Origin of the sequence: Kitasatospora sp. NPDC002040, from assembly GCF_040296785.1 — a bacterium.
Classification (GTDB): Bacteria; Actinomycetota; Actinomycetes; order Streptomycetales; family Streptomycetaceae; genus Kitasatospora.
Map to the genome: position 1 here is coordinate 52,568 of NZ_JBEOXV010000022.1, position 25,484 is coordinate 78,051.

Here is a 25,484-nt window from a genome sequence, read left to right on the forward strand (position 1 = left end):
CCGGTCAGCGGTCGTAGAGGCGGAAGACGTGGGTGGAGGCGACGGGTCCCCGGTAGGCGGCGAGCATGGTGTCGATCCGGTCGCGGGCGTCCGGGACGAGGTGGTCGAGGTTGTCGGCGTAGCGCTCGGCGGCGTGGCAGAGCGGGAAGGCGTGGCTGGTGTCGAGCCAGGTGATCTCGGTCCAGCCGTCGGGGAGTTGGTAAGGCGAGACGGCGCTGCGTCCGTCGAGCGCGGGCACGATGTCGTGCTCGTTCACCAGGCTGATCACCTGGGTCAGCGGGTCGGCGGGGCGCTTGTAGTCGATGGGGGAGCCGACCGCGACGACGTGGGTGACGGAGTAGTCCCGGACGAATGCGGGGGTGGCGGCCAGGTTCATCGCGGCCGCTCCGCCCTGGCTGTGCCCGACGATCGCCAGCGGTGCACCGAGGGGGACGCAGGCGGCGACGGCTTTGCGGGCCGCCCGGGTGTAGGGGGTGTCGGTGCGGCCGACGTTGGTGAAGCCGCCGACCAGGTCCATCGGGCTGTCGTTGCGCGGGGCGCCGCCGCCCATGCCGGACATCTGCAGGACGTAGCGCCGGGTGCCGTCCGGGCCGGTGACGGCCTGGACCATGATGCGGCCGACGTTGCCCAGGGCGGCGATGTTGCGGACCCAGGCGGCGACGGAGCCGGTGGTGGCCAACCGGGCCAGCAGTTCGGGCTCCGGATCGAGGATCTCGGCCCGGCCGGGACCTCGGTCCCAGAGCGCCCAGAAGGCGATGGGGATGCCCAACAGCGGTTCGGCGTCCGGGACTTCGCCGGTGGCGATGGCCCAGGCGCTGCGGTCGTTGAAGGGGTTCTCGTCGGTCAGGGCGTTCCAGGCGAGCAGGTCGGCGAAGACCGGGGCGACGGAGGAGAGGGTGTGGGCGGAGCCGTTCGCCGAGCAGAGCGCGCGGAAGATCCGGACGGCCTCGGCCTGGCGGTCGGCGTCGATGGCCTCGGTCAGCCGGGCGAGCTCGCCCTGGGCGAGTTCGGGGTGGCGCACGGCCGCCGCGCGTACCCGCAGGCTCAGCCCGGTGACGGCCAGTTCGGTCGCCAGGCCGGGGCGGTTGAGCAGCAGTCCGGCGTACTCGGCGAGGGTGCCGAGACGGCCACCGGTGAACCCGTGACGCAGGCCGTCGTGCCGGGTCAGGGTGCGCAGGAGAGCGCGGGCCGTGGCAGTCGCGCGGGCGGGGTCGCGGAGCGCGGTGCGCAGCAGCGCCGACGAGCACAGGGCGGCGGTGGCGTGGCGCCCGGCGCGCCGGGCGTCGGCCGCTGCGGCGCCGAGCAGGCGGGAGGCGGCGTGCAGGTCCTCGGTGCCGGGCACGGTCTCCGGTGAGGGTGCGGTGGTCATCGGCCGGCCCGCCAGGTGTGGAACGCGTTGCGGGAGCCGTCCAGCCCGGCGGCGAGCTCGGGGTGGTGACGGAGCAGCAGTTGGTGCATCCCGGTGCGTTCGATCCACTCCAGGCCCTCGGGGGTGTAGACCTCGGGCCGGTAGTCGTCGGTGAAGAACCGGTCGCTGGTCATTCGGCGGACCGCCATCAGGACGAAGATCCGGTAGGCGGTCTCGCTGAAGCCGAAGCCGGCCTTCCGGGGTTCGGCGAGCATGCCGACCATGGCGTCGACCTGGTCGAGGTCGCCTTCGTAGACCTCGCGGATGAGGCGGGCGGAGGCGGGGTCGGTGGTGAGCTGCTCGAAGGAGGTGAGCCGGGGCTTGCGGACCTGCTCGCGGAAGTCGTTGTAGCGCGGGATGCCGCGCTCGCGTCCGCGCAGGATGTCGAGGGTGCCGACGTCGACCGTCTCGCCGTCCAGCCGGGTCAGGTGGGCCAGTGAACTCGGGTGGTTGTGGAGGGAGTTGTCGCCGCAGGGCATGGTGCCGAAGGAGTACAGCAGGTCGGTCGTCCCGAACGCGTCGGTGACCTCCCGGGTGCGCAGGCCCTGGAGCGCGTCGAAGGAGAGGGTCTCGATGGCGCGGCCGTCGCGGTGCGAGCGGAGCGGGTAGTCGTCGCGCAGCATCGGGTGCAGGCGGTAGCAGTAGGCGAACTCCTCGGTGAGCGAGAACGGGACGCCCTCGTGGTCGATGGCCGAGCCGAGCGCCCCGGTGAGTTCGACGCTGCGGGCCACGAAGCCGCCGTGCCGGGCCCGGGAGGAGAGCCAGCGCGGCAGGCCGCCGCGGGCCACCACCGAGGAGGCGAGGTGCTGGGCGGGGCAGTCGATGATCCCGGGGGTCCACTCGGTCAGGTGGATCCGGGCCATCACCGCGGTGGTGACCAGCCGGGCGGTGTGGAAGGTCCGTTCGTCGTCCCAGGTCGGGTACGAGGCCTTGAGGCGGTCGCAGACGCTGTTGTGCTCCTTGACGAAGAGCGTGTGCAGCAGGGAGAGCCCGAGCCAGTAGTTGTCGCTGAAGCCGGTGCGGTCGATGCCCGCCAGGCCGGGCGCCGTCTCGTCGGGGAGCCGGCCCCGCTCCGTGCTGAGCTTGCCGTTCTCGCCCGAGCGCAGCTCGCGGCAGCGGGCCTCGTCGGCGCCGTAGATCTGTGAGCCGTCCCACCAGTGGCTGACGTGGTTGGCGAAGCCCGCCGGGGCGCCGGGCTCCAGGGACGGGGCCGGGTCCTGAGGGGTGCGGCGGATGCGCATCGGACAGGACGGCCAGGGGTCGCCGTCGGCGAGCCCGAGTTCGATCGGGTCCTGCGTGACGGCGTCGCCGTGGCTGACCCAGCCGTGCACCTGGAACTGCAACCAGGCGGCGGCCAGCATGTTCAGCCGGTCGCTGGGCCGGAAGGCCTGACGGGTCAGCAGGTGCCGGCTGACCTCGCGGGGGCTGGGGGTGAGGAGCTGGGCCCCGGTCTCGAGGACGGCGTGCGAGGGCGGCATGTTGCGGCCGAAGCGGGTGCCGGCCCGGCCCATGGTCCGGTCCTCCGGGTCGCAGCCGGAGCCGTCGTAGCTGCGGTGCGGGGCCAGGTCGGTGGTCCGCTGCCACGCCCGCTCGGCGGCGCTGTAGGCGTCGAACAGGTTGTGACGGACCATCTGGGACCGCAGCAGGGTCAGCTCGGCCAGGCCGACCACGGCGGACCGGTCGTACCAGGCCCGGCGCCGCCGGCCGCCCGGCGCTCCGACGGCCGGGGACGGCGGCGGGCCCGCGTCAGGGCGGGTGGCTGCCGCGCTCGGCGGACCGGGGTTGGGCGGACCGGGGTTGGTGGGCGTGGTGGTCATGCGCGCTCCTCCGCTCGGTGGGGCCGGGCGCGCAGGGGCGCGCCCGCCGCGTGCAGGTGCCGGAGCACCCGCAGGTAGGTCTCGCTCACCGTCTCGGTGGCGTAGGGGATGCCGCGCAGGCGGCAGAACTCCTCGACCAGGGGCGCCGCCTGACGGAGGGCCGGCCGGGGCATGGTGGGGAACAGGTGGTGCTCGATCTGGTGGTTGAGCCCGCCGTACCAGAAGCCGACCAGGCGGCCGCCCCGGATGTTGCAGGCGGTGACGACCTGTCGGCGCACCGGGTCGCGGGCGTCCTCGGGGGTGAGGGCGGGCATCCCCTTGTGGTTGGGGGCGAAGACGGCGCCCAGGTAGAGGCCCCAGAGCGCGTGGTGGACCAGGGCGAACAGCACGGCCGTGAGCGGCCCCGCCGCCACCAGCAACAGGCCGGTGTAGGCGAGCGCGTGGGCGGCGAGACCGAGCACCTCGGCCCGGCGCGGGACGGTGCGGAACAGCTCGGGGCGGCGCAGCGCCCGGAGGCTGACGTGGTGCAGGTTGAACCCCTGGAGGAGGGTCAGCGGGAAGTACAGCCAGGCCTGGTGGGCGGCGAGGAACCGTCGGGCGCCGTGGCGCCCGAGCGCGCGCTCCGGGCTCAGGCTCAGCACGATGTCGGCGACGTTGGGGTCCCGCTCGGGGTCGTTCGGGTACCGGTGGTGGCGGTTGTGCTCGTCGGTCCACCACCCGTAGCTGGTGCCGGTCAGCAGGTTGGCGAGCAGGAAGACGGTCCAGGCGTTGGCCCGGTGCGAGGCGAAGGCCTGCTCATGGGCGGCGTCGTGACCGAGGAAGCCCGCGTGCGCGGACAGGGCGGCCAGCAGCACGGCGAGGCCGAAGACCTGCGGGCCGTCGCCGCACCGCAGCACGGCTGCCCAGCAGGCGGCCGTGGCCGCCACCAGCCCGCCGATCCGCGCCACGTACCAAGCGGGCCGACGGTCCAGCAGGCCCCTGGCCCGGACCTGGGCCAGCAGCAGCGGGTACTCGCCCGCGCGGGCCGGTGGCCGGCCCGGGGCGGGGCGGTGAATGCCTGGCCGGGCGGCTGCCACGTAGCCCTCGCTCGCTCGGTGCTCCGGCCCCCGGGGCGGAAGGCCCGGGACTGGGGAGTGGTACCAGCTCCGGCCCGGCGGGACGCAGGTCGGACCCCACTTTCACCCGGACAGCGCCGACCGGCGGCGAGGGCGCGGCTCAGCCGAGGTCGTGCCCCGTGACCGCGCGGGCCTGGGCTCTGAGGGCGGTGATCACGTCGGCGCGGGTGCGGCGCCCGGCCAGGATCTCCATCTGGTAGCCGTCCTCCATCGCGACGAAATTGGCGGCGAGCAGCCGTGGCGGGTCGGTCAGCTCGAAGTGACCCTGGGCCCGGCCCAGGACCAGGACGCCTTGGTAGACCGCGATCTGACGCTCGGTCAGCGCGCTGTCGAGCGCGGCGGCCCTGGCGTCGCGCAGGCAGCGGGGCCAGTACTCGAACAGCAGCCGGGTGAGCGAGTCCTCCGGCCCGGTGGCGGGGCCGTGGTCGATGCAGGCGCGGAGCTGGTCGCGGGCGTCGGTGAACCGCGCGACGGCGTCCTCCCGCTCCTGGGTGTAGCGCTCGATGCCGCGCAGGTAGGTCTCGTGGACGAGGGTGTCCAGGTCGCCGTAGTAGAGCACCGCGGCAGGTGTCACCCCGGCCTCCTCGGCGACGTCCCGCAGGCGCAGCCCTTCGAGGCCGCGGACCAGCAGCGCCCGCTGCACGGCCGCGCCGAGCTCCGCCCTGCGGGCCTCCTTGCCCTTCTTGCCGACCGCCACGGCCACCCCTCTCCTGACTCCGGATTGAATTGTATCCGGCCAGCCCTTGACGCATCACCCGCCAGGTTCTTAAATCTGCGTTTAACAGATGATGCTTGGCGAGAGGACCCCCACCGTGCCACTCGACACCGACACCGACTCCGGCCCGAGAGCCGGATCCCCATCCCCCACCACCGCGAAGGGCCTGCGCCGCGACTCCGTCGGCCTGCTCGGCGCGGTCGCCCTCGGGCTCTCCTCCACCGCCCCGGCCTACTCGATCGCCGTGACCCTCGGCCTGGTGACCGTGACGGTCGGCCAGCTGGCGCCCGCCGCCCTGCTGATCGGCTTCCTGCCGGTCCTGTTCACCGCCTTCGCGTTCCGCGAGCTGAACCGCGAGATGCCCGACTGCGGCACCACCTTCGTGTGGAACACCCGCGCCTTCGGCCCCAGGACCGGATGGCTGGTCGGCAACTGGGTGCCCATGACGGCCACCCTGCTGGCGATGACCGCGCTGTGCCAGGTCAGCGGCACGTACCTGCTCTCCGCCCTCGGCCTGGACGGCCTGGCCGCCGACGACACCGCCACCACCGTCACCGGCCTGGCCCTGCTCGCCCTGGTCACGCTGATCGCCCGCCGCGGCCTGCAGATCGCCACCTCGCTGCAGTACGTACTTCTCGCGGTGCAGCTGGTGGCACTGTTCACCCTCGGGATCGCGGCCTTCGCCGCCGATGGCGCCGCCACCCCCTCCCTGGCCTGGCTCGACCCGTTCGCCTTCGGCGGGGCGGGGCCGTTCGCCGAGGCCGTGCTGCTCTGCCTCTTCATCTACTGGGGCTGGGACTCGCTGATCACGGTGAACGAGGAGGCCAGCGACGCCGACCGGGTCCCCGGCCGGGCCGTCCTGGTCTCCACCTTCGTCCTGCTGGGCACCTACCTGTTCACCGCCTTCGCCGCGATCGCCTTCGCGGGCACCGGCACCACCGGCTCCGGCCTCGGCAACCCCGAGAACGCCACCGACGTGCTGGCCGGCCTCGCGCCACCCCTGCTCGGGCCGGCCCTGGCCACCGTGGTGGAACTCGCGGTCTGTGTCAGCGCCTTGTCCGCGATGCTGACCTGCATGGTCGGCAGCGCGCGCGGCTTCCTGTCGATGACCACCCACGGCGCCCTGCCCGCGGCCTTCGCCCGGATCCACCCCCGGCACCGCACCCCCGCCTTCGGTACCGTCTTCTTCGGCATCCTCGGCGGGGTCACCCTGCTGGTGCTGAAGCTGGCCTCGCCCCGCTTCCTCGGCGACGCGGTGCTCTCCGTCGGCCTGCTGATCGCCTGCTACTACGGCGCCACCGCCTTCGCCTGCGTCTGGCACTTCCGCCGCCGGCTGCTCGGCTCGGTGCGCGACCTGCTGTTCCGGGGCGTGCTGCCGCTGCTGGGCGGGCTGATGATGCTGGCCGCGTTCGGCCGCAGCGCCTACGACATGGTCGCGCCGGACTACGGCAGCACCTCCTTCCACGGCGTCGGCGGCGTCTTCCTGCTCGGGGCGGGCTCCGTCGCCCTCGGCGCGGCGGTGATGCTGGCCGTCCGCTCCCGCTTCCCGCGGTTCTTCCGCGAGGGGAAGCACACCGTCGTCGCCGACGTCCCGAACTCCACCGCACAGAACGAGAGTTGAACCACCATGCGCACCCTCGCCATCGCCGCCGTGCAGACCGCCCCCGTGCCGTACGACCTGGAAGCCAGCTGGCTGCGCTTCGCCGAGCGGATCCGCACCGTCCACATCCTGTTCCCGCACGTCCAACTGGTCGTGGTGCCCGAGCTGTTCCTCTCCGCCGAGGGGCCGCTGCTCGGTGAGCACCCGGAGGGCTGGACGGAGCGGGCCGCCGTCCCGATCCCGGGCCCGCTGACCGACCGGCTCGGCGCCCTCGCGGTGGAGACCGGCCTCTGGCTGGTCCCCGGCAGCGTCTTCGAGCGGACACCGGACGGCACCATCCACAACACCGCACTGGCGATCTCGCCGCAGGGCGAGATCGCCGCCCGCTACCGCAAGGTCTTCCCCTGGCAGCCCTACGAGGACGTCACGCCCGGCACCGGCTTCACCGTCTTCGACATCCCCGAGGTCGGCCGGGTCGGCCTGGCGATCTGCTACGACGGCTCGTTCCCCGAAACCGTACGCCAACTCGCCTGGCTGGGAGCCGAGATCGTCATCCAGCCGACCCTGACCACCACCCGCGACCGCGAGATGGAGCTGGTCTGCGCCCGGGCCAACGCCTGGACCAACCAGGTCTACGTGGTCAACGTCAACGCCGCCGACCCGGGCGGCGTCGGCCAGAGCGCGATCGTCGACCCCGAGGGCACCGTCCGCCAACAGGCCGGTGCGGGTCAGGAGGTACTGGTCGACGTCCTCGACCTGGACGCCGTCACCCGGGTCCGCCGCTACGGCTCGGCCGGCCTCAACCGCCCCTGGAGCCAGCTCGCCCGCTACGGCTCCACGATCCAACTCCCCATGTACGGAGGCACCTTCCACACCCCGGCCTGGCTGGAGGAGGAGCAGGCGGAGCTCTGAGGGCTCGGCCCGGGAGCGCTTCGGTGGCGCCGGTCGTTCAGGAGTGCGACTCGCTGGTCCCCGGCACGGCCACGCCCGAGTACCTGCAGGGTCTCGCGCAGGTCGGATGAGGATGCAACGAGAGCCTCAGTAACGGCGGCGCCGCGTCAGCGCGTTGGTGAGCAGGAGCAGCAGCGCGAGCAGGGCCAGCGACCAGCCGGTCAGGGCGGCCAGCCGGGCGGTGGTCGGAGCGGGTGGGGCGGCGCTGAGCAGGCGGACGGTCTGGTTGACCGGGGTGGCGGTCCGGCTCACCAGGGCGACCAGGGCGAGCAGGCCGGCCACCGCGAACGCGTGGCCCGGGCGGCGGATCACCGGACGGGCGCACAGGGTGCCCAGGGCGGTGCCGGTCACCGCGCAGGTCAGGTGCGCGAGCAGACCGGCCGTCAGTTCGGACGGGTCGTACCAGCGGCCGGCCGCGGCCATCGGCCAGAGCAGGGCGGCCGCGGCCAGAGCCAGTCCGCAGAGCAGCGCGGCGGCGGTCCGGCCGAGCAGGGCGCGGCCGTGGCCGCCCGCGTTGACGGCGGTGACGGCCGCCTGGAGCGGGTCCTCGGTGTTGTGCAGGGTGAGGGTGAGCCAGAGCGCGACCGGGAGGAGGGCGCCGGCCGAGGCGCCGTAGCCCTGGAGGACGGGCCCGGGGACGGCGTGCAGGACGGCCAGGAAGCCCAGGTAGAGCACCAGTTGGGGCAGGTAGCGCTGGGACCGGAGGAAGTCGGCGAGGGTGTAGCGGGCGACGGCGGTCACGGCTGCTCCAGATGTTCGTGGTCGCTGTCGTGCTCGCGGGTCTCGCGGACGTGGCGGACGTCGCGGACGGAGTGGCCGCGTCGGAGCAGTTCGGCCAGCACCGCGTCGCTGTGGCGGGCGTCGACCAGCAGTCGGGTGCCGTCCACCGCCCGGACGCCGGGGAGGGTGCGGACCGCGTCCTCGGGGGTGCCGGCGAGCGTGATGGTGAAGGCGGGAGGACCGGCGGCTGCGGGGGGATCGGTGCGGGGCTCGGGGGTGAGCTTCCCGTGCTGCAGCCGGTGCACGGCGTCGGCGGTGGCGGCGACCACGCCGGGCCGGTGTTCGGTGAGCAGGACCACCGCCCCGGCGGTGCGGCGCTCGGCCAGACACTGCGTCAGCGTCCGGTGGGCGTCGGCGTCCAGGCCGGACCACGGTTCGTCCAGGACCAGCAGGCCGGGTTCGGCCAGCAGTGCCTGGGCCAGGGCGACCTTCTGGGCGTTGCCCTTGGAGAGGGTGGCGACCGGGGCCTCCCGGTCGCCTTCCAGCGCGAGCCGGTCCAGCAGCGTCTCGCTTCGGGCGGCGGCCGTCGCGGTGGCGAGGCCCTGGATCCGGCCCATGTGCCGCAGGTAGCCGCGGGCCGAGAGCCGCAGGCCGGCCGGCAGCCGCTCGGGGACGTAGCCGATCCGCTCCGGCCGCCCGCTCACCGTGCCGGAGTCCGGCCGGGCCAGCCCGGCCGCCAGCCGGAGCAGGCTGGACTTCCCCGAGCCGTTGCCGCCCACCACGGCGGTGACCGTCCCGGGCGCCAGCTCCAGCGTGACGCCGTCCAGCACGTAGCCGCCCCGGCGTGCGTAGCGCAGCCGTACCGACTCCAGTCGCACCGTGCCCTCCTCCTGTTCCGCCGACCGTCGGTCAACTCCCGGGGCGGCGGACGGGTTCCGGGTGGCCACGCGGGTCGCAGGGCACCCGGTCGGTACGGGCCGGGTTCTCGACGGTCTTCGTCGCGAGGTCGCGCCCGGCTGCCCGACGCGTCGGTCCGCTCCGTGCGGCGGGTTCGGCTCCTGGCGGCCGGGCCGGTCGCGACGCCGGGTCCTGGGGCTACCGGGTCACTGGCAGCCCGTACTCGGGAAGGTCGATGTCGCCGGCCTTGGCGAACTGGGCGGCCAGGATCTGCCGCATCGGCCAGCGATTCATCGACCGCATCGACAGCGCCCGCAGACGGATCGTCAGGGCGCTGTTCGGAGCGTATCCACCGGTGCCGCCCGGCGGGAGCTGCTGCGCCTTGGCGACGTAGGGGCGCATCACCCGGTCGTAGCTGCGGAAGGCGGCGGCGGGATTGCCGGGCGCGGCGGCGAGTTCGCCGGCCAGTACGTAGGCGCCGACCAGGGCGAGACTGGTGCCGAGGCCGGTGAGCGGCGAGGGGCTGTAGCCCGCGTCGCCGAGCAGGGCGACCCGGCCCCGGCACCAGGCGTCGAGGTGGACCTGGCCGAGCGAGTCCAGGTGGAAGTCGGTGGAGCGGTGCATCGCGTCGAGCAGCCGGGGCGTCTGCCAGCCGACGCCGGCGAAGCGGCGGGCGACGGCGTCCTGCTGGGCGGCGAGGTCGCGGCGGTCGAAGGTGAGCGGCGGCGAACGGAAGGCGAGGCCGGCCTTGACCTCGCCGGGCAGTCGGCCCGGGCGGGCGGAGACGACGAGTCCGCCCGGGGCGTTGTGCATCAGGTACCAGCCGTCGAGATCGAGGTCGGTCTCGGCGGTGAACCAGGCGAGCTCGATGCCCAGTGGCCGGACCCAGGACGACGCCGGGCCGAAGGCCAGGCCACGGACGACGGAGTGCAGTCCGTCGGCGCCGATCACTGCGGCGAACCGTCGGGTGCCGGCCCGTTCGAAGTCGACCGTGACGCCGTCGCCGTCCTGAACGAGGGCGGTGACGGTGTCGTCGAAGAGGTACTCGGTGTACGGCGCGGTGGACTCGTGCAGCAGGTCGGCGAGATCGCCGCGGAGGATCTCGATCTCGGAGACGATGCCCTCGCCGCCGAAGGCGTCGGCGGGCAGCCGCGAGGTGATCCGGCCTGCGGCGTCGACCGTGGCGATGCCCTTCTGGTCGAGGCTCAGCTCGCGGGCCCGGTCCATCAGGCCCATCCGGGTGATGACGGTGCGTCCGGCGCCGCGGAGGTCGACCGTCTGGCCGCCCGGGCGCGGGCCCGGGGCGCGTTCGACGACGGTGGCGGTGAAGCCCGCCGCGTGCAGCCAGTGGGCGAGGGCCGGGCCGGCGATGCCGCCGCCGGAGATCAGGATGTCGGTGTTCCCCATGGCCCTGAATGTACGCCGTACGCAGCAATCGTGGCAAGCTTGAAATCCCTTGTATGCAAGGCCTGTTGGCCTTGGTGCACTAGTGCTCGTGATGCTGGTGCGGCAGCCTCGGGGCGGCACTGGCTAGGCTGACGGGCCGAGCAAGGTGCACTAGTGCGGAGGGATTGCCGTGGACCGGACCGACGGGGCGCGCTACCGGGGGATCGTCGAGGAGCTGCGCCGCCGGATCGAACGAGGCGAGCTCGGCCCCGGCGAACGGGTGCCGTCCACCCGGGAGATCACCCGGCAGTGGGGAGTGGCGATGGCGACCGCGACCAAGGCGCTCACCGAGCTCCGGAACGCCGGGCTGGTCCGCGCCGTTCCGGGCGTCGGCACGGTGGTCGTGGGCCCGGTGGTCGTGGGCCCGGAGCGGCCGGCCGGCGGCCTGGCCCCGGTGCCACGTGCCGACCGGGCCGCCGTCCGGCCCCGGCGGACCGGGCCGGAGCCCGCGCTCACGGCGGAGCGCATCGTGGCCGCCGCAGTGGCGATCGCCGACGCCGAGGGCCTCGCCGCACTCTCCATGCGACGGGTCGCGGCCGGCCTTGCCGTCTCCCCGATGGCGCTGTACCGCCACGTCGCGGACAAGGACGACCTGCTGGTGCGGATGATCGACGCCGTGTTCGCCGACTGCGCCCTCCCCGCCGAACGGCCGCCAGGCTGGCGCGAACCGCTCGCGCTGGCCGCCAGGACACTCTGGGACGCCTTCCGTGCGCACCAGTGGCTTGCGCCGGCGCTCTCCCTGACCCGCCCCCAACTCGCGGTCAATGCCTTGCCGTTCACCGAGTGGGCCCTCGCCGCGCTGGACGGCCGCGGCCTCGACCCGTGGACGGTCCTCACCGCCCACCTGACGCTGCTCGCCTATGTGCGCGGTATCGCGATGAACGTCGAGAGCGAGAGCGCGGCGGAGGCCGACACCGGCCTCGACGCCGAGGAGTGGATGGCCGCCCAGGAGGCGGACCTGCACACGGTGCTGGCGAGCGGCCGGTTCCCGCTGCTGGAGCGGTACACCGTCGACGGTTACGACTTCGACCTGGACCGACTCTTCACGTTCGGCCTGGACCGGCTGCTCGACGGCATCGCGGTCCTGCTCGGCGAGTCACCCTCCCGGCCGTGACCGGGAGTTGGGGTGAGCGGGTCGGACCCGGCCCTTGCCGCTGGCGCCAGGTGCCCGGCCCGCCGGGGCTGCCGAGCCGGGAGAGGGGGTGGTCCGGTAGTACGTACGTTGTCGGTGCCCGGGCCGCGGACGAAGTCGAGGGTGGCCGCGCCGGCCGGCGCGGTGACGTGCGCTCGAAGTCGGTGTTCGCGCCGCCCCGGTTGCGGTGGGAGTGGATGCCGGGGGTGGAGGTGGTGGCGGGGTGTTCACGAGTAGTGCTGACCGGGGAGCTTCCAGGGCCCCGCAAGATCGCTTCCCGTTCTCATGGTGATCGTTTCCCAGACCACCGTGTCAGCGCGGTATGTGAGACTGCCAGGCAGCGTGGGACGGCAGCGGGCAGCAAGGATCAGGTGCGATGGGATTCGAGGGTCAGGTCTGGCGTCTGGTACGCCAGGAGGAGCTGGTGGGCGAGATCGTGGTCGAGGAATCCGACTTTCCCTGGCTTCGCGGACGCTTCGTCGCAGGCTCGGCCTTCGCCACGTTCGAGCCGCTGTTCGCCCGGGCGCGGGCGCTGGCCGACGCGGAGGACTGGGAAGGCTTCGACAACGTCTATGAGGAGATCGGGAGGACCCTGTCGCTGGTCTCGCCGTCGGGCCCGGTTCCCGAGTTCCTGCTCCATATCCAGGACGGTCATTCCTGGTTCCGGTGGAGCGACGAGCCGCTCGACGAGGGGGATGACGAGGACGGTGATCACGTCGTCAACGATTCGAGGACACCTCTGAACAACGGCGTCGACCCTGGCCTGCCGATCATGACCTGGGAGCGGTTCTGGCAACTCGTCGAGGTGCTAGGCGGTGAGGCCGGCATCGAGACCTGTCAGGGCTTCGAGGAAGCTTGTACGCGCCTGACCGAGACTCTCTCGCGCGAACCGGTGGGCCAGATCATCGGCTTCGGTGAGCGCCTCGCGGAAGCTCTCTACCGGCTGGACCAGGCGGACTTCGGCACTCTGCCCGTCCTCGGGATGGAGGCGCCTGGCGGTTCACCCTTTCCGCAGTCGGACGACGGCTTCCTGTACTCACGGGCTGCCGTCGTGGCCGCCGGCCGCCAGGCTTACGAGAGTGTCTTCGGCCATCCAGAGCGGTTCGCGCCGTTCACCGCCCGGCACTGCGAGGAACTGCTCTACCTCCACGAGGAGGCATTCGAGCAGGCGACCGGAACAGAGTGGGACCGCCTCACCCGCTACGACTACGAGTCCTGCTCGAACAAGGACGGCTGGCCCAAGCTCCGCGACTAGGTTCTGTCCCGCCGATCATGTCCGGAGCCAGATGATGGTTGCTGCGACGGTGACGGTGCCCAGGTAGACGTATGCGCGCTTGTCGTACCTCGTGGGCACAGCTCGGTAGTTCTTGAGCTTGTTGATCGCCCGTTCCACAGTGTTGCGCTTCTTGTACCGCTCCTTGTCGAAGCCGGGCGGGCGCCCCCTGCCCGGCCCCGGCGTACCCGGTTCACGGCCTGGTCGCTCTTCTCGGGGATGACGTGGCGGATGCCTCGTCGCCGCAGGTAGCGGCGGGTCCGGCGATTGCTGTAGGCCTTATCGGCGCTCACGCTGTCCGGTGTGGTGCGCGGGCGGCCCGGCCCGAGTCGAGGCACTCGAATGCGTTCCATGACTGGCTCGAACTGTGTGCAGTCCGCCCGCTGGCCTGCCGTCAGCAACAGTGAGAGCACGCGGCAACGCCCGTCGGCACTCAGGTGGACCTTGGTGGTGAAGCCTCCTCGGGAGCGACCGAGCGCCTCACCTCCTGCACCACCTCCGCCAAGCGGGCGCACAGTCTCACCCACGGTCTTCCGCTCTGGTGTGCCATCGCCGCCGCCCCTTTTGACGCGGCGGGCGACGGGGCTTTCCGCGCGCCGGCCGCATGCTGGTGGGCACGGATCGAGGTGGAATCAACCGAGACGTCCCAGCCGATCCCACCGACGGCATCGGCCTGGGCCTGCACCTGCTGGAGTAGCCGTTCCCAGGTTCCGTCGGCCGACCAGCGCCGGTGGCGCTCGTAGACGGTCTTCCAGGGCCCGTAGCGTTCTGGCAGGTCACGCCACTGCACCCCGGTTCGCACCCGGTGCAGGATGCCGTTGACCACCTGGCGGTGATCACGCCAGCGCCCGCAGCGGTTGTTGCCCATGGGGTAGGAGCGGCTCCAGACGCCGCCACTCCGCCTCTGTCAGATCCCCCCGACCAGTCATGCAAGAGCCAACGAACCAGTGGGCGACATGGGTGCGGTCAGCACCTGCGATGCCACCACGCCAACTCCGGGTCTTCCGTGGGCTCGTGGTGCGTCCGCCCAAGGAGCACCGCGTCCAGGCGCTCGACCTGCACACGGAGTTCGCCGGCGGCCCTTGGCGGAAGCATGAACAGAGCGTCTTGCAGCTTGTCCCGGGCCCAACCCTCGCCGCAGCAGGGGCAGGTGAACTCCGCCTCCCATTGCCTCCACCCGCGCCTCGTGCCGTGGACACGCACGGACCACACGCTCAGCGCCACCGCCACGATGCCCGGAGACAATCGCTCCCGTTCGAGCACACGGACAGCGGCATTCGCCGCTCCCGACAGACCTGGGACATCGCGATACCGCACCCAGGGTCTACCCCAGCCGCGTTCCCGCGGCCGAAGTGAAGCTGGTGTTCTACGAGGCACGGCCCCTTCGGATGCAAGTCATGGACGGCATCCTCCCACAGCCCAAGATCGGCGGGACAGAACCTAGTCTCCGGATGCCGCGGGCCATGGCCTGTGGCGGTCGTTCGTCCGCATTCCGCGATCGGCGTGAATCCCGTTGATCCAAGCCGGCCTGGCTGACACGATCGCCCAGTGGTGAGCCCCACTCAGCCACACCGGAGACCGGGGATGAGCAATGCGCGGAGGTGGTAGGTGATGGGGTCAGAGGCGGACTGGCCGGGAGTGCGTGAGCAGGTCCTGGCCCTACGGGAGGCACCGTTCCCGGAGAAGGTCTTCGGTGCCCGTTGGCAAAGGTCCGGGCATGAGTTCCTGCTGGAATCGCCTCTCGGCGAGGCCGAGGTGGCAGCAGCCGAAGAAGAACTTGGCGTCTCCTTTCCCTCGACCTACCGCGCTTTCCTCCTGGAGGTGGGCGCGGGAGGAGCCGGTCCGTACTACGGGATCTTTCCCCTCCGGCACGACGGTCAGGGCTGGCACTGGGTCGACGACAGCGGGATTCGCAGCGACAACACCCTCCTGGGACAGGCGTTCCCATCAGTGGCGGAGCGGGCCCGCTGGGCAGAGGAATTGGACGCCCGCGAGCCGGTCGAGCAGGACTTTCCCGACGACCAGTCGTATCTCGCCGCGTTCCGCGCTTGGGACGACGAGTGGGAGAGACTGCACGCTTCGATGACCGCAGGGGCGATATGCCTCAGCCACGAGGGATGCGGCTATTACACCTGGCTCGTCGTCACCGGGCCGGAGCGCGGCACTCTGTGGATCGACCTTCGAGCAGCCGACGGCCTCCTCGAACCGCTCTCGGCCGGACCGCACCGTGTCGACTTCCGCGACTGGTACCTGAGCTGGCTGAGCCGGGCGACCAGCCAGGCACACGGGGGATGAATGCGCTCCCGAAGAATCCGGGGCCGGGACGTTCCGGCAGCGATGCGGTCGATTCGGCCACCGCCACATGCTCTTGGCAGTTTGGGGCCCTCCCGGCTTCCGGTTCGCTTCTGCACTCCCTGCGTTCGGCGATAGATCATCAACAGGCTTGATCTGGAACAGAGTTGTTCATATCTGGGGCGTTCAGGAGTAGTGCGGACCTGCTGCGGGACAATCGCTTCGAAGATCGCGTCCCAGAGCGTCGGCGATCGTTTCCCGCACCGACCGTGAATCCGCTGGCCAGCGGTCGCGGCAGCGGCGGCCAGACTCCTCCGTCATGGACCAGTCGATCGATGATCTCCTCAGGGAGCTGGACTCAGACAGCAGCGAGGTGGCCGAGGACGCTCAGCATGCTCTGATCGCGCTCGGGCAGCAGGTTGTCGTGCCCTTGATCAACGTTGTCCCCCTGCTTGGTTCCTTCGGACAGCTGTGTGCGATCGAGGTCTTCAACGCAGTGGCCGATCCCCGGCTGGTCGGTGTCCTGATCGACCTGCTGAGTGAATCGCCGGAGCGATGACTCCGAAACTGTCGCTTCTGGCATGATCCACAGCATGAGTACGCTCGCATGGACCGCAGGGCACGCCACGGGAGGCCCTGTGGACGACGTCTTCCGAATCGTCCGCGAGCGAGTGCCGGATCTGGTGATCGAGCGCAAGGTGAAGCGGCACGAAGCGGACGATGATGACTGGTTCTTCATCCGCATGGCGACCAACCCCGACCCACTCAGCCTGGAGTGCCGCCCAGGCGGTCAGCCACCGTTCGTCGTGTACGACGAGTACTCCTCCATCGACGCGCCTGACTCTGCCACAGCCGCCGAGGCTGTCTTCGAACTCCTCAGCGCGTAGGTCCGGGCGCCCCGGTCAACGTGGGTCGTGAGCCGCGGAGGTTAAACGGCAAGCTCAGTGGCCGTTTCCACACCTAAATGCACAGGCCAGTGGGCCTGCGGTGGGGGTGTGCGGCGTGGAGCCGTTCGTTTTGCCGTCACGGCGACGGTGAAACGAACGGCTCTTTCGGTTGTCGCGGTCTGCTACTGCATGCCGGCGAGTTTGCCCAGGGCGTCGTACATCTGGTGCTGGGTGAGCGGGGCGACTGGAAGGGGCTCCTGTGCCGCCTTCGTGCTCAGGCCGTCGAGGAGGTAGAGGACTTGGCGGCGCCACGCTTGGGGCGCGGTGTCGGTGGTGGCGCGGGCGAGCAGGGTATTGGTGCCGAAGAAGAGCAGGAGGTCCTCGACGGTGAAGTCCGGGCGCACGGCGCCTGCCAGCTGCGCTCGCTGGATGATCTGTGTGGCGGCGCCGTGGACCCGGGTGCAGATCAGCATCAGGCATTCGGATGCCGGGTAGCGCCCGCTGACGACGTCGGCGACGGCCGGGCCGGTGGCCTGGAGTTCGCAGACCCGCGTGACGTAGTAGGCGAATCCCTCCCAGGCGTCCTGGAGGGCCAGGGCGTGCTCGGCGGTTTCGTCGAGGCGGTCGGCGGCGAGGTTGGCCACCACTTCGTCGATGAGGGCCTCGCGGGTGCCGAAGAGGTTGTAGAGGGTGCCGTGGCTGACACCGGCGCGGCGGGCGATCTCTTTCAGGGGGACAGTGAGGCCGCGCTCCTGGAAGAGCTCGGCGGCGGCTGTCCGCAGTTTCTCGGCGTTGCGTTGCGCGTCGGCCCGCATCCGGTGGTTCCTCCTGCTCCTGGCCTGGCTTCCATGGTCGCATTCACTTCGCCACACTGACTTGACCGGCGGGTCAAGTTAGGTGTTACGGTGAATGAGCAAGTTGACCACGAGGTCAAGAAGAGTGTCGCAAGGAGCAGAGCCATGTCCGAGTCCAAGGTGATCGCCGTTTTCGGTGCCGGTAGCGGTCTGGGCCGCTCGGTGGCCCTCCGTTTCGGGCGCGAAGGCTTCCGCGTCGCTCTGGTGGCCCGCCGCAAGGACCGCCTCGATGCCCTCGTCGAGGAGCTCTCCGATGAGGGCATAGAGGCCGCCGCGTTCCCCGCCGACCTTTCCCGGCCGGACCAGGTACCCGCCCTCGTGGCGGCGATCCAGAGCCGCTTCGGCCGGATTGACGTGGTCGAGTACGGACCCGTCCGCCTCGACCTGACCCAGTACCCGGCCGCCACCCTGGACGCCGCCACCCTCCAGGACCTCGCCCCCATGCTGCTGCTGACCCCGGTCGAGGTGGTCCGAGCGGTGCTGCCGCAGTGGACCGAGCGCGGCGAGGGCGCTTTCCTGCTGGCCCAGAGCTACGCGGCCACGCACCCGATGCCCGGTGCGAGCGGCGTGGCCCCACTGATGGCCGCCACCCGCAACTACCTGTACTCCCTCAACGCGGAGCTGACCGGCACGGGCATCTACGCCGGCGCCCTGACCATCGGGGCCCTGATCTCCCGCAGCGAAGGCGCTGCCCTGTACCTGGACGACCTGCCGGCCGGCACCGACACCACGCACATCCCCGTCATCGACCCGGACGACCTCGCTGAGACCTACTGGAGCATGTACACCGACCGCGACCACGTCGAGCGCTTCCAGCCCGAGCTGCCCGCCGCGTAGCACGAGGCAGCGGAGCGGATCCTCCATCAGGGCGGCAACGACCGCACCGATCGAGGATCCGCTCCCCTCCGGGCGCCTCCCGGGACAAGGCGCCCTCCAAGATCGTCACGCGGCTCACCCCAGTTGATCCCACTCGGGACTCTGCAGGGCATCCACGGCCTGCGCGTCGCCATCGGCGACGCGCAGGAGGAGCCCGAAAAACCTCACCTCCGCCCGGGCCCCGACTGCGAGCCGCCCGCCTTGCTGAAGACACCACCGCCCACCCGCCTCGCCCGTCACTCGGCCAGAGTAAAGCTGCCTCGCGGAGCTGAACTTGACGTGCAGGCTTCACAAGCAGGCACTCACCGCAGCACGTGCAGGTGAAACCGTTCTTGGCCGACATGAGGCAGAGGCTAGCCGTCCCCGTTGTGGCTCCGCCGCCGCCCTACCCAAACGCCCTTGCTACAGGTCGGCTTCGCCCAGGTAGAAGCGGTCAGGCTGGTTCCCCCGGCTAACTCGCCTTTGGCAGTTCCCGTGGCCCTCTTGGCGGCCAGGGACGGCGAATCTGTGTTCGTCGGAGCCGAGATCCGCTCATCCGGTGCCTGACGATGGATCACCGAATGCCGCCTTCTGGCGGAAGCTGCTCATATCAGCGCATGTCGGGAAGCTTCGCTCAATGTTCTGGCTTCTGGCTCTGCTCTGGGCTCGGGTTCTGGTTGCCAGAACCCTGGATCACCGCCGAGGACCAGGAGCTGGCGATGGCGATCCCGTTCGAGCGGCTGGACGCGGAAGAAGGCGTCGCGCGCAGCGAGAAGAGGACGTCGTGAAGGAGGTCGGACTGATTCCGGGTCAGCGGCCCGCTGCCGAACCCGAACCCGCAGTACTTCAGCCCGAACCGGAACCGGTGGCGTCTCAGCCGAAGTCAGGTCGTCCGGCACGGACACCGTCGGTCGGGATCCACCTGGACGAGGCCATCGACCGGATGCTGGTCTTCCTCATGACGACCGGCCGGGAAATGAAGGTGCGCGACATCGCAGTGGCGATCGGTGAGACCCCCTCGGACCGGCGGATCGAGACCACTCGGTCACCGACGCCGACGGGGGTCACCATCGGCGACGGGTACAACCTGCAGCTCTACGCCTGCCCGGTGGCGCCGCAGCACCCGCACACCGCTTCGGTGCAGTGACCGCCGGTCCGCCGGCGTCCGCCGTGACCGGGACACCCCGGGCTGTTGGGTGGGCCGGACGGCGGGTCAGCGGGCGGGGCGCCACATGGTCGTCACCACGTGGCCGGTGGCGGTGGTGACCCGGCCGTGGGCGGTGAAGCCGGCGCGTTCGTAGCGGGTGTTGTTCGCGGGGTTGGACGACTCGAGGTAGGCGGCGGCGCCGAGTTCGTCGATCCGGGCCAGACCCTCCGCCACCAGGCCCATGCCGAGTCCCTTGCCGCGGTGGGCGGCGTGGGTGCCCAGGAGGGTCAGGTAGAAGTGCGGGTCGGCCGGACGGGCCTGCTCCAGCTGGTCGCCGATCCGGACGATCCCGTCGGCGACCCGGGGGCCGGCCAGGTCGGTGAGGAAGTCACGGAGGCCTTCCGCCTCACCGGCCGTCAGTTCCGTTCCGCCCGGGGGGATCCACACCGCCACCGCCTCGGCGCCGGGGGTGACCCGGGTCCAGGGGTAGCGGAGCGCCGAGTTCGCGTAGAGCCGCCACATCGCAGCGGCCTGCTCCGCCCGGCGCTCCTGGTCCGGGAAGGCCGGGCCCCAGAGCGGGTCGTCGAAGAACGCGGTGGTCAGGGCCGCGACCATGGCGTCGAGGTCCGCGGGGCCGGGTGCGCGGGCGGGCACCGGACGGTAGGGGGAGGTCATCGTTCCACCCTAGGCGGGACCGCCCGCCGGCGCGGTGCGAGCAGCTCCGGCCAGCGGGCAGACGGGCAGGCCAGCCGGCGGGCGGTCAGTGGGCCGGGCCCAGGATCCGGCTCTTGGCGAGGCCGAACTCGGCATCGGTCAGGGCGCCCTCGCGGTTCAGCTGGACCAGTCGCTCCAACGCGGCCATCACCTCCCGGCCGCCCTCGGACAGCCCGTGCGGCGGCGGTACGGCGTCCTGCGGTACCGGTGCCGGCACCGGCTGGGGCTCCGGCTCCGGCTGGTGGACGGGCACCGTGACCCGGTACTCGGACGGGTCCTCGGGGTCGTGGACCACGGTGACCGGGCCGCCCCGGCGGGGCGGATCGAGCAGGGAGAAGCGGCCGAAGTGGCTGCCGTGGTGGGTCTCTCCGTCGACCTCGTAGGTGAAGCGCAGCCTCAGGTACACCTCGGCATCGTCGGTCGACGAGCTGGTGGTGATCTCGTTGATCCGGCCGGTCACCGTGACGCCGTACGTGTCCAGCCGGTACTCGACCTCCGCCGCCTCGCGATTCATCCGCTGTCGGTAGTGCCAGCGCTTCGCGCCCCGGAGGTCGAGCCAGAGGGCCGAGCCGGCCGACACGAGCACCACGAGCAGCAGCCACAGCCGGGCCGTACCGCCGACAACGGTCATCACGCCGAGCAGTCCGAGGGCGACCGCCGCCAGGGCGACCGCAGGAAGCCGGACCGCCGGATCGATGTAGGAGTCGCGGTCGTGCGCGACGGCCAGCGCGGCACCGGTGGCCGCGAGCCAGAGCGCGGAGCCGCCGAAGACGTAGGCGCCCACCGTGCCCCGTCCGCACAGCGGCCCGTCGTCGCAGAGGGGAAGGTCCAGCGCCTGACCGGTGGCGAAGAGCGCTCCGGCGATCACAGCGAGCACGGCGCAGAGCGCCAGCCAACGCACCTTACTGGTGGTCAGGCGCCGTTCGCTGCCCGACGGCTGTTCGAGTGTCATGGGCGGATGCTAGCGGGCGTCCCGGCGCCACCGGACCGTGAGTCCGGCCGAGGGCGGTCAGGCTGTGGCCCGCCGGACCGGGTAGTTCCAGCGGGCCAGGGAGCGGACGATCGTCTGCGCGCCGCTGGGGTTGGCGCTGTGGACGTACACCGTTCCGATCCGGAAGGGCCGCCCGTTGAACGCGGCCTCCTCGAGCAGCGTCACCACCGGCATGATGCTGTCCTCGCCGCCGAGGTCGTGGTCGAGCCAGAGCTCGTCGACGAAGGTCCCGCGGTGCTCCTCCAGGAGTCGGACACCGTCGGCGCTGGTACGGGCGATGCGCGTCGCCCAGGGCAGCGCCCGTAGGTCGTCGACTCCCAGAATCACCGGCACCGGCACGGCTCGCTCGATCTTCACCGGGCCATCCTCCCAGAGCGGAGCGCTCCGCCGCCGGGCAATAATGCGTGGGCAGCCGCCCCGGGTGCTTTGCGGGGTCGTCCGCAGCGACCGGCACCGCCGCGTCTTCGCCGGCAGCACGGAATCGCGTCCGGCCGGCTGCGCCGACGGACGTCTACAGCCAGCCCAGGTGCGCCGCCTTGATGCCGGCTTCGAAGCGGCTCGTGGCGCCGAGGCGTTCCATCACGGCCGCCATGTGGCGACCGACGGTACGGGCGGAGATGCCGAGCCGCACTCCGGCGGCGTCGTCGGTGAGGCCGGTGCCGAGCAGGCGCAGGAGTTCGCGCTCGGTGCCGGTGAGGCCGGTGGCGGGATCTCCGCTGCGGGCCGCACCGAGCGGAACCGCGGTGGCCCAGGCCTGCTCGAACAGTTCGACCAGCGCGCCCACGATGCCCGGTTCGGTGACGTGCAGGGCCCCCTTGCGCGTGTTGGCGGGGTCGATGGGGACCAGGGCCTGGGACCGGTCGACGATGACGAGGCGCTGGGGCAGGACCGGCGCGGTGCGCACCTCGCTGCCCAGGCCCAGTAGCCAGCGGGCGTAGGCGGTGGTGTGCGGGTCGTTGCGGGTGGCGTCCTGGTACAGGGACTTGACGGCGACGCCCCGGGCGATGGCCGCCGCGTTGCCCTCCCGTCCGGCGGCGAGGTCCTCGGGACGTTGGCTGGCACCCGGGTGGACACCGACGCACTCGGTGGTGACGTTGCGCATCAGGATCTCCAGGCGGTGCTGGATCGCGTCCATACCGAGCAGCCGTTCGCCGTGGGCTGCCCTGGTCTCGGCACGGTCCGCGACCAGGCGGGTGACGGCGGCCCTGGAGGCGGCGAGCTGGGCCTGACGCTCCGCCAGGTCGGCCTCCTGACGGGCCAGCATGTCCGCCAGACCGACCTCGGGAGTGACCGCCCGGAGCTGCCCGGGGTGCTCGCTGGAGGCCCGGACCAGCATCAGTTCGGTGAGTTCGTCCAGGCAGTCGTGGATCTGAGCGGGCGTCACGCCGATGGCGTCGGCGAGCCGCTCGACGCCATGGCCGGGGCGGTCGAGCATGACCTGGTAGACGGCGGCTGCGGTGACGCTCAGGCCAAGGGTTTCCAACATCGTGGCATGTCCTCGTGACAGTGGCACGAGCCCCCCGCGGCCGTGCCTGGCCCGATGATGCTCGCAGCCGACCGGCCTCCCTTCAAGGTTCCTTCTGCGGTGCTTCGTTGCTGCGCACGCCCTTTGGAGGGATATCTCTCCGGCCCGAATTCTGCGACACCTGAGCCGAAACCGGACGGATGGACGGACGGGTGAACGAGCGGACGAGGGCATGTGCCCGGGGCCGTTGCGGCACGGCCGGGTCGGGCTGTCTGCTTCCGGTCAGACCGGTTGGCGACACCTCCAGGTCCTTCCCGCCGGCCCCGGTCTGCGGCCAAGCTGTTCATCGCCGGAAGGGAACGGAAACCCCCCCGAACGGCAACCGGAGCGAACACCACCGCGGGGTGCGGCTTCCGGGACCGGACACTCCTCGCACCCACCAGAGAAGGCATCATCACCATGATCCGTACCCGCATCGCCCTGGCCGCCGCGGTCGTCACCCTCGCGCTGGGCACCGTCGCCGTTCTGCCCGGCGCTGCCACCGCCGCCCAGCCCGAGCCGATCTCGGCCACCGTCCAGTCCCTGCCGACCCCGACGGCCACCCCCGGCAACGGCACCTGGGGCTGACGACGGATGGACATCGTCTACACGGCCCTGACCCGCCGTCACACCCGCACCGACCGGGGCGACCGGGCCGAGGTCGGCGAGGTGGTGGAGGTCCTGTGGGCCCATGCCGAGCCGGTCGACCGGCTCGAACACGCCGGTGGCCGCGCCGAGCCGGACCGGATCGACCTGCTGCTGTTCCTCCTTCCGGACGGAGACGCCGGCACCAGTGCCGAACACCGGGCGGCCGAACTGCTGCGGCGCGCCCACCGCGCCTCGCCGCTGCTCCGGGACCGCTACCTCCCGCCGCCGTCCTCGGCGGGCCCCGGCCGCTGAACCGGGCGGACCCCGCCCCGTCCCGGCGTGAACTCCGCCTTCCGTGACCGCTGTTCCTGCAGGACAGCCGTCCCGTACCCGTCGAACCGGGTTGCCGCCGCTGCCTTCGCCGCCGGCCCGCCGACCCACCCCGTACCGCTCCTGAACGGCCGCCCTCGTCCGCCTGCCGTGCGCAGGCCGGGCCGCGTCCGACACCACGTCATCCCCGAAACACCCCAATCCGCCACCAAGGAGTCCTGCCATGCCCACGTTCGTCGCAAAGTTCACCAAGCCCGCCCTCGCCACCCTGGTCGCCGCCACCGTGGTCACCGGCCTGGGCGTCGGGCCGGCCCGTGCCGACACGAGCACCGGGAACCTGGTCGCCTCGATCGCCAATGCGAACCTCGGCAAGGGGCCCTGTTCGGCCAACAGCACCGGCCACGGCGGCAGCCCGAACGCCGGCACCGGCTTCGGCACCAGTTGCAACGTCTCGACCGGTCAGGCGAGAGAGGAGTGGTGCGCGGACTTCGCCGAATGGGCCTGGAACCAGGCCGGCTACACCGACACCGGGGACCTGACGAGTGCCGCATGGTCGTTCGCCCGCCACGGTGCGACCCACGGCACCTTCCACTGGGTCACCGACACCGGCTACACCCCGCAGCCCGGTGACGCGATCGTGTGGCGCGGCAACGGATACCAGCTGTCCAGCTTCACCGATCCCGGTGCGCTCGGCTTCTACGACGTCCAGCACGTCTCCCTGGTCAGCTCCGTGAGCAGCCGCACCTCGATCAACGACACCGGCGGCAACCAGGGCAACGCGGTCACTCACAACGGGCCGTTCAACCCGACCCTCCAGCAGGGCTGGGGCCAGCAGGTGATCGGTTACATCAGCCCCGGCAGCGGTACCCCGGCCCCGACCGTCCCGGCCGGCTTCAGCGTCCACGCCAACGCCACAGGTGCGGCCGTGGTGAACCTGACCTCGACGGTCACCGCCAACGGGTACATCAACTACCTCAACTACCGGATCACCGGCCCGAACGGGTACAGCCAGCAGATCGGCGCCGGCGGCGGGCCGACCTCGCCCGACCTCACCGGCTACACCGCCTCCTGGAACACCACCGGACTCGCGACCGGCACCTACACCGTCACGCCGGTCGCCAACGAGATCGACGGTGCCGACCACAGCTACGCCGGCAGCGTCGTCACCGTCGGCGCCCGGTCCATCGGCTCCGACGTGGTGCTGACCCCGAGCGGTGGCCTGGCCACCTACTGGGTCGGCAGCGACGGCATCGTGTGGGGCAAGTCGCAGGCCGGGGCCGGCGGAGCGTGGTCCGCGCCGCAAGCACTGACCGGCACCGGCTTCATCGGCAAGGTGTCGGCGGTGGTGGCTGCGAACGGGACCATCGCTCTGTACGTCCGTACCACCAACGGTGCGGTGTTCGGTGGTTCCCAGAGCGGTGTCGGTGGAGCTTTCGGTTGGAACAGCCTCGGTGGTACGAGTGTGACCGGTGACCCGACGGCGGTGGTCACGCCGAACGGCTCCATCGCGCTGTACGCCACGGCCACGGACGGCAATGTCTGGGGCATGTCGCAGTCTGGGGTCGGCGGGCCGTTCTCCAGTTGGGGGCAGTTGACCACTGGCGGCGGTCTCACCGGCAAGGTGTCGGTCGTGGTGGCTGCGAACGGGACCATCGCTCTGTACGTCCGTACCACCAACGGTGCGGTGTTCGGTGGTTCCCAGAGCGGTGTCGGTGGAGCTTTCGGTTGGAACAGCCTCGGTGGTACGAGTGTGACCGGTGACCCGACGGCGGTGGTCACGCCCAATGGCACCATCGCGCTGTACGCCACGGCCACGGACGGCAATGTCTGGGGCATGTCGCAGTCCGGGGTCGGCGGGCCGTTCTCCAGTTGGGGGCAGTTGACCACTGGCGGCGGTCTCACCGGCAAGGTGTCGGTCGTGGTGGCTGCGAACGGGACCATTGCCCTGTACGTCCGTACCGTCAACGGTGCGGTGTTCGGTGGTTCCCAGAGCGGTGTCGGCGGAGCCTTCGGTTGGAACAGCCTCGGTGGCACGAACCTGTCGGGTGACCCGACCGCGATCGTGATCCCCAACAGCGCCATCGCGCTCTACGACAACAGCAACGGCCAGATCTGGGGCACCAACCAGAACGTCGTCGGCGGGCCCTTCGCCCCCTGGGCCCTGGTCTGATCCGGAGCGGCACCGGGGCCACCCGACCGAGGCCGAACCGACAGCGGCGTGTCCCGGAGACCGATCGGTCTCCGGGAC

Annotated in this window: 24 protein-coding genes and 1 pseudogene; 12 read left to right on the forward strand and 13 right to left on the reverse strand. The window is 71.5% G+C overall.

The annotated features are described in order from the left end of the window. Positions 1–4 precede the first annotated feature (4 nt). From ABT118_RS29700 to ABT118_RS29715, 4 genes are all read right to left on the reverse strand, one after another. Positions 5–1,369 carry an alpha/beta hydrolase family protein gene (locus ABT118_RS29700; protein WP_350675554.1) on the reverse strand — a complete coding sequence of 455 codons (1,365 nt, stop codon included), beginning with the start codon at positions 1,367–1,369 and terminating at the stop codon, positions 5–7. Beyond that, positions 1,366–3,225: a peroxidase family protein gene (locus ABT118_RS29705; RefSeq protein ID WP_350675557.1), complete on the reverse strand. Its 1,860-nt coding sequence runs from the start codon at positions 3,223–3,225 to the stop codon at positions 1,366–1,368. The genes ABT118_RS29700 and ABT118_RS29705 overlap by 4 nt, the downstream gene beginning before the upstream one ends. Further along, entirely contained in the window at positions 3,222–4,301 is a 1,080-nt protein-coding gene (locus tag ABT118_RS29710) for a fatty acid desaturase family protein (RefSeq protein WP_350675560.1), read from the reverse strand. The genes ABT118_RS29705 and ABT118_RS29710 overlap by 4 nt, the downstream gene beginning before the upstream one ends. A 139-nt stretch (positions 4,302–4,440) precedes the next feature. Next, the gene (locus ABT118_RS29715; protein WP_350675562.1) at positions 4,441–5,037 is read right to left on the reverse strand and encodes a TetR/AcrR family transcriptional regulator; all 597 of its coding nucleotides are present in this window, start codon (positions 5,035–5,037) and stop codon (positions 4,441–4,443) included. A 115-nt stretch (positions 5,038–5,152) separates the two neighbouring features. Here ABT118_RS29715 and ABT118_RS29720 point away from each other — a divergent pair, with 115 nt between their 5' ends. After that, positions 5,153–6,676, forward strand: coding sequence for an APC family permease (locus tag ABT118_RS29720; RefSeq protein ID WP_350675564.1), 1,524 nt, complete (start codon positions 5,153–5,155; stop codon positions 6,674–6,676). Between the two features lie 6 nt (positions 6,677–6,682). After that, a complete protein-coding gene (locus ABT118_RS29725) occupies positions 6,683–7,567 on the forward strand; it encodes a carbon-nitrogen hydrolase family protein (RefSeq protein ID WP_350675566.1) in 885 nt (294 codons plus the stop codon). A gap of 126 nt (positions 7,568–7,693) precedes the next feature. Here the strand turns inward: ABT118_RS29725 and ABT118_RS29730 are convergent, their stop codons facing one another. The 3 genes from ABT118_RS29730 to ABT118_RS29740 all read right to left on the reverse strand — a co-directional run bounded on the left by ABT118_RS29730 (position 7,694) and on the right by ABT118_RS29740 (position 10,630). Further along, complete coding sequence (locus ABT118_RS29730; RefSeq protein ID WP_350675567.1) at positions 7,694–8,347, reverse strand: hypothetical protein; 654 nt, start codon at positions 8,345–8,347, stop codon at positions 7,694–7,696. Continuing rightward, positions 8,344–9,204, reverse strand: coding sequence for an ATP-binding cassette domain-containing protein (locus ABT118_RS29735; RefSeq protein ID WP_350675568.1), 861 nt, complete (start codon positions 9,202–9,204; stop codon positions 8,344–8,346). Before ABT118_RS29735 ends, ABT118_RS29730 begins: the two co-directional genes overlap by 4 nt. 217 nt (positions 9,205–9,421) lie before the next feature. Further along, positions 9,422–10,630 carry an FAD-dependent monooxygenase gene (locus tag ABT118_RS29740; protein WP_350675569.1) on the reverse strand — a complete coding sequence of 403 codons (1,209 nt, stop codon included), beginning with the start codon at positions 10,628–10,630 and terminating at the stop codon, positions 9,422–9,424. A 169-nt stretch (positions 10,631–10,799) separates the two neighbouring features. Between ABT118_RS29740 and ABT118_RS29745 the strand changes: the two genes are divergently transcribed. Together ABT118_RS29745 and ABT118_RS29750 are read left to right on the forward strand one after the other, a co-directional pair. Next, entirely contained in the window at positions 10,800–11,783 is a 984-nt protein-coding gene (locus ABT118_RS29745; RefSeq protein ID WP_350675571.1) for a TetR/AcrR family transcriptional regulator C-terminal domain-containing protein, read from the forward strand. A gap of 394 nt (positions 11,784–12,177) precedes the next feature. Further along, positions 12,178–13,056 (forward strand): DUF4240 domain-containing protein, encoded by an 879-nt coding sequence (locus ABT118_RS29750; protein ID WP_350675573.1) that lies wholly within the window; start codon positions 12,178–12,180, stop codon positions 13,054–13,056. 15 nt (positions 13,057–13,071) lie between these two features. On the opposite strand, the pseudogene ABT118_RS29755 reads toward ABT118_RS29750, so the two are convergent. After that, positions 13,072–14,003 (reverse strand): annotated as a pseudogene (locus ABT118_RS29755) (IS5 family transposase). A gap of 709 nt (positions 14,004–14,712) precedes the next feature. On the opposite strand from ABT118_RS29755, the gene ABT118_RS29760 reads away from it, so the two are divergent. From ABT118_RS29760 to ABT118_RS29770, 3 genes are all read left to right on the forward strand, one after another. Beyond that, positions 14,713–15,369, forward strand: coding sequence for an SMI1/KNR4 family protein (locus ABT118_RS29760; protein WP_350675575.1), 657 nt, complete (start codon positions 14,713–14,715; stop codon positions 15,367–15,369). 316 nt (positions 15,370–15,685) lie between these two features. Further along, positions 15,686–15,925 (forward strand): hypothetical protein, encoded by a 240-nt coding sequence (locus ABT118_RS29765; RefSeq protein WP_350675577.1) that lies wholly within the window; start codon positions 15,686–15,688, stop codon positions 15,923–15,925. Between the two features lie 79 nt (positions 15,926–16,004). Then, positions 16,005–16,253, forward strand: coding sequence for a hypothetical protein (locus ABT118_RS29770; RefSeq protein ID WP_350675579.1), 249 nt, complete (start codon positions 16,005–16,007; stop codon positions 16,251–16,253). A gap of 182 nt (positions 16,254–16,435) precedes the next feature. Here ABT118_RS29770 and ABT118_RS29775 read toward each other — a convergent pair whose 3' ends face one another. Then, entirely contained in the window at positions 16,436–17,068 is a 633-nt protein-coding gene (locus ABT118_RS29775) for a TetR/AcrR family transcriptional regulator (protein WP_350675582.1), read from the reverse strand. A gap of 144 nt (positions 17,069–17,212) precedes the next feature. Between ABT118_RS29775 and ABT118_RS29780 the strand changes: the two genes are divergently transcribed. Further along, positions 17,213–17,944 (forward strand): SDR family oxidoreductase, encoded by a 732-nt coding sequence (locus tag ABT118_RS29780; RefSeq protein WP_350675585.1) that lies wholly within the window; start codon positions 17,213–17,215, stop codon positions 17,942–17,944. 1,000 nt (positions 17,945–18,944) lie between these two features. After that, entirely contained in the window at positions 18,945–19,109 is a 165-nt protein-coding gene (locus tag ABT118_RS29785; protein ID WP_350675587.1) for a hypothetical protein, read from the forward strand. Between the two features lie 66 nt (positions 19,110–19,175). Here ABT118_RS29785 and ABT118_RS29790 read toward each other — a convergent pair whose 3' ends face one another. The 4 genes from ABT118_RS29790 to ABT118_RS29805 form a co-directional block, all read right to left on the reverse strand. Beyond that, the gene (locus ABT118_RS29790; protein WP_350675590.1) at positions 19,176–19,784 is read right to left on the reverse strand and encodes a GNAT family N-acetyltransferase; all 609 of its coding nucleotides are present in this window, start codon (positions 19,782–19,784) and stop codon (positions 19,176–19,178) included. Positions 19,785–19,869: 85 nt separating this feature from the next. Next, positions 19,870–20,775 carry a DUF3592 domain-containing protein gene (locus ABT118_RS29795; RefSeq protein WP_350675592.1) on the reverse strand — a complete coding sequence of 302 codons (906 nt, stop codon included), beginning with the start codon at positions 20,773–20,775 and terminating at the stop codon, positions 19,870–19,872. 57 nt (positions 20,776–20,832) lie between these two features. Beyond that, positions 20,833–21,171, reverse strand: a complete 339-nt coding sequence (locus tag ABT118_RS29800) for a cyclic-phosphate processing receiver domain-containing protein (RefSeq protein ID WP_350675594.1) — start codon at positions 21,169–21,171, stop codon at positions 20,833–20,835. Between the two features lie 154 nt (positions 21,172–21,325). Continuing rightward, entirely contained in the window at positions 21,326–22,300 is a 975-nt protein-coding gene (locus ABT118_RS29805) for a LuxR C-terminal-related transcriptional regulator (RefSeq protein ID WP_350675596.1), read from the reverse strand. 438 nt (positions 22,301–22,738) lie between these two features. Here ABT118_RS29805 and ABT118_RS29810 point away from each other — a divergent pair, with 438 nt between their 5' ends. The 3 genes from ABT118_RS29810 (at position 22,739) to ABT118_RS29820 (ending at position 25,406) form a co-directional block, all read left to right on the forward strand. After that, entirely contained in the window at positions 22,739–22,906 is a 168-nt protein-coding gene (locus tag ABT118_RS29810; protein ID WP_350675598.1) for a hypothetical protein, read from the forward strand. 6 nt (positions 22,907–22,912) lie between these two features. Next, positions 22,913–23,218, forward strand: a complete 306-nt coding sequence (locus ABT118_RS29815) for a hypothetical protein (RefSeq protein WP_350675600.1) — start codon at positions 22,913–22,915, stop codon at positions 23,216–23,218. 241 nt (positions 23,219–23,459) lie between these two features. Continuing rightward, the gene (locus ABT118_RS29820) at positions 23,460–25,406 is read left to right on the forward strand and encodes a DUF8189 domain-containing protein (RefSeq protein WP_350675603.1); all 1,947 of its coding nucleotides are present in this window, start codon (positions 23,460–23,462) and stop codon (positions 25,404–25,406) included. The last annotated feature ends 78 nt before the right edge of the window (positions 25,407–25,484 follow it).

Excerpts from the sequence above, each read along its gene's own strand:
- ABT118_RS29700 (WP_350675554.1), bottom strand. The coding sequence starts at position 1,369 with ATGACCACCGCACCCTCACCGGAGACCGTGCCCGGCACCGAGGACCTG.
- ABT118_RS29705 (WP_350675557.1), bottom strand. The coding sequence starts at position 3,225 with ATGACCACCACGCCCACCAACCCCGGTCCGCCCAACCCCGGTCCGCCG.
- ABT118_RS29725 (WP_350675566.1), top strand. The coding sequence starts at position 6,683 with ATGCGCACCCTCGCCATCGCCGCCGTGCAGACCGCCCCCGTGCCGTAC.
- ABT118_RS29740 (WP_350675569.1), bottom strand. The coding sequence starts at position 10,630 with ATGGGGAACACCGACATCCTGATCTCCGGCGGCGGCATCGCCGGCCCG.
- ABT118_RS29750 (WP_350675573.1), top strand. The coding sequence starts at position 12,178 with ATGGGATTCGAGGGTCAGGTCTGGCGTCTGGTACGCCAGGAGGAGCTG.
- ABT118_RS29765 (WP_350675577.1), top strand. The coding sequence starts at position 15,686 with ATGGACCAGTCGATCGATGATCTCCTCAGGGAGCTGGACTCAGACAGC.
- ABT118_RS29775 (WP_350675582.1), bottom strand. The coding sequence starts at position 17,068 with ATGCGGGCCGACGCGCAACGCAACGCCGAGAAACTGCGGACAGCCGCC.
- ABT118_RS29780 (WP_350675585.1), top strand. The coding sequence starts at position 17,213 with ATGTCCGAGTCCAAGGTGATCGCCGTTTTCGGTGCCGGTAGCGGTCTG.
- ABT118_RS29790 (WP_350675590.1), bottom strand. The coding sequence starts at position 19,784 with ATGACCTCCCCCTACCGTCCGGTGCCCGCCCGCGCACCCGGCCCCGCG.
- ABT118_RS29795 (WP_350675592.1), bottom strand. The coding sequence starts at position 20,775 with ATGACACTCGAACAGCCGTCGGGCAGCGAACGGCGCCTGACCACCAGT.
- ABT118_RS29805 (WP_350675596.1), bottom strand. The coding sequence starts at position 22,300 with ATGTTGGAAACCCTTGGCCTGAGCGTCACCGCAGCCGCCGTCTACCAG.
- ABT118_RS29810 (WP_350675598.1), top strand. The coding sequence starts at position 22,739 with ATGATCCGTACCCGCATCGCCCTGGCCGCCGCGGTCGTCACCCTCGCG.
- ABT118_RS29815 (WP_350675600.1), top strand. The coding sequence starts at position 22,913 with ATGGACATCGTCTACACGGCCCTGACCCGCCGTCACACCCGCACCGAC.
- ABT118_RS29820 (WP_350675603.1), top strand. The coding sequence starts at position 23,460 with ATGCCCACGTTCGTCGCAAAGTTCACCAAGCCCGCCCTCGCCACCCTG.